This window comes from Pseudodesulfovibrio sp. S3 (assembly GCF_004025585.1).
Taxonomy (GTDB): domain Bacteria; phylum Desulfobacterota; class Desulfovibrionia; order Desulfovibrionales; family Desulfovibrionaceae; genus Pseudodesulfovibrio.
Map to the genome: position 1 here is coordinate 2,501 of NZ_QTZO01000038.1, position 2,638 is coordinate 5,138.

2 rRNA genes (1 of these 2 only partly in view) are annotated in these 2,638 nt (G+C 49.9%); both read left to right on the forward strand.

The window, feature by feature from the left end:
- Window positions 1-2,390: ribosomal RNA gene (locus DWB63_RS17115) — 23S ribosomal RNA — on the forward strand (it extends 553 nt beyond the left edge of the window).
- 72 nt (window positions 2,391-2,462) lie between these two features.
- Window positions 2,463-2,577, forward strand: a 5S ribosomal RNA gene (rrf, locus tag DWB63_RS17120).
- Window positions 2,578-2,638 lie beyond the last annotated feature (61 nt).

Here is a 2,638-nt window from a genome sequence, read left to right on the forward strand (position 1 = left end):
CTGAAACCTTGTGCCTACAAGCTGTGGGAGCGGACTTGTTCCGTGACCGCGTGCTTTTTGCATAACGGGCCAGCGAGTTAATCTGTATTGCGAGGTTAAGTCTTAAGACGTAGCCGTAGCGAAAGCGAGTCTGAATAGGGCGCCAAGTATTGCGGATTAGACCCGAAGCCGGGTGATCTATCCATGAGCAGGTTGAAGCTTGAGTAAAATCAAGTGGAGGACCGAACCAGTATCGGTTGAAAACGATTTGGATGACTTGTGGATAGGGGTGAAAGGCCAATCAAACCCGGTGATAGCTGGTTCTCCCCGAAATATATTGAGGTATAGCGTCACATTAGTTTGCCGGAGGTAGAGCACTGAAAGGGCTAGGGGCCTCACCAGGTTACCAACCCCTATCAAACTCCGAATGCCGGTAAATGATGTGTGGCAGTCAGGCTATGGTTGCGAAGGACCGTGGCCAAAAGGGAAACAGCCCAGACCAACAGCTAAGGTCTCGAAATCAATGCTAAGTGGGAAAGGTGGTGGAGTTGCTGATACATCCAGGAGGTTGGCTTAGAAGCAGCCATCCTTTAAAGAAAGCGTAATAGCTCACTGGCCTAGCGATTCTGCGCCGAAAATGTAACGGGGCTAAGCATTGTACCGAAGCTTTGGGTTCATAGTTTACTATGAGCGGTAGGGGAGCGTTCTCAGATGGGATGAAGGTGAACCGTGAGGTTTGCTGGACTAATGAGAAGTGAATATGCTGGCATGAGTAACGATAAAATAAGTGAGAAACTTATTCGCCGTAAACCTAAGGTTTCCTGGGTAAAGTTAATCTTCCCAGGGTAAGTCGGCCCCTAAGGCGAGGCAGAAATGCGTAGTCGATGGGAAACAGGTTAATATTCCTGTACATGTGTATGTGTGCGATGGAGGGACGCAGGAGGATAGACGGTCCGGGTGTTGGATATCCCGGTGCAAGCGTGTAGGGTTGAGCTATAGGCAAATCCGTAGCTCTATATGCCTGAGACGTGATGCCGAGTCATTAAACCGACGAAAGCCGTTAATTCCATGCTGCCAAGAAAAGCTTCTAAGTTTAGCATACGCATACCGTACCGCAAACCAACACAGGTAGGTGGGTCGAGCAGACCAAGGCGCTTGAGAGAACTCTGGTTAAGGAACTCGGCAAAATGACCCCGTAAGTTCGCAAGAAGGGGTGCTCGAAATTGTGATCGATTAACTTTGTGAGCGATTTTGAGACGCAGAAAATCGGGGGGGGCGACTGTTTACTAAAAACATAGGTCTCTGCTAAGTCGTAAGACGATGTATAGGGACTGACGCCTGCCCGGTGCTGGAAGGTTAAGAGGTGGGGTTAGACTTCGGTCGAAGCTCTGAATTGAAGCCCCAGTAAACGGCGGCCGTAACTATAACGGTCCTAAGGTAGCGAAATTCCTTGTCGGGTAAGTTCCGACCTGCACGAATGGCGTAACGATCCCCCCACTGTCTCAACCAGAGACTCAGTGAAATTGAATTCCCAGTGAAAATGCTGGGTACCCGCGGAAGGACGGAAAGACCCTGTGCACCTTTACTGCAGCTTGACATTGGTATTTGATTAATAATGTGTAGGATAGGTGGGAGACTTTGAAGCGTGTTCGCCAGAATGCGTGGAGTCACCCTTGAAATACCACCCTTTATTACTTAGGTATCTAATCCATAACCGTCATCCGGTGTGGAGACAGTGTCTGGTGGGTAGTTTGACTGGGGCGGTCGCCTCCTAAATTGTAACGGAGGCTTGCAAAGGTTACCTCAGGCTGATTGGAAACCAGCCGTTGAGTGCAAAGGCATAAGGTAGCTTGACTGTGAGAGAGACATCTCGAGCAGGAACGAAAGTTGGTCTTAGTGATCCGGTGGTTCCGCATGGAAGGGCCATCGCTCATAGGATAAAAGGTACGCCGGGGATAACAGGCTGATCGCGTCCAAGAGTTCACATCGACGACGCGGTTTGGCACCTCGATGTCGGCTCATCACATCCTGGGGCTGAAGCAGGTCCCAAGGGTACGGCTGTTCGCCGTTTAAAGTGGTACGCGAGCTGGGTTTAAAACGTCGTGAGACAGTTTGGTCCCTATCCTCCGTGGGCGTAGGAGAATTGAAGAGGGTCTGCCCCTAGTACGAGAGGACCGGGGTGGACGAACCTATGGTGTTCCTGTTGTCACGCCAGTGGCATAGCAGGGTAGCTAAGTTCGGAAAGGATAACCGCTGAAAGCATCTAAGCGGGAAACCCGCCTCAAGATTAATTCTCCCTGGACTATATGTCCCTGAAGATCCCTTGAAGACTACAAGGTTGATAGGCTGGAGGTGTAAGCAGCGTGAGTTGTTCAGCTGACCAGTACTAATAGATCGTGCGGCTTATTTAACAATTAATGGAATTCTCTCTTCCCCTATTTACTTATATATTCGAGTAAATAGACATTTACTCAACTCTTTTTCTTGGTGGCCAAGGAGGAGGGGGTACACCCGGTCCCATTCCGAACCCGGTAGTTAAGCCCTCCATCGCCGATGATACTGCATGGTAGCGTGTGGGAAAGTAGGTCGCCGCCAAGGAATATTTCAAAAAGCCCTGATTCGAAAGAATCAGGGCTTTTTTGCGTCTACCAACCCGGAC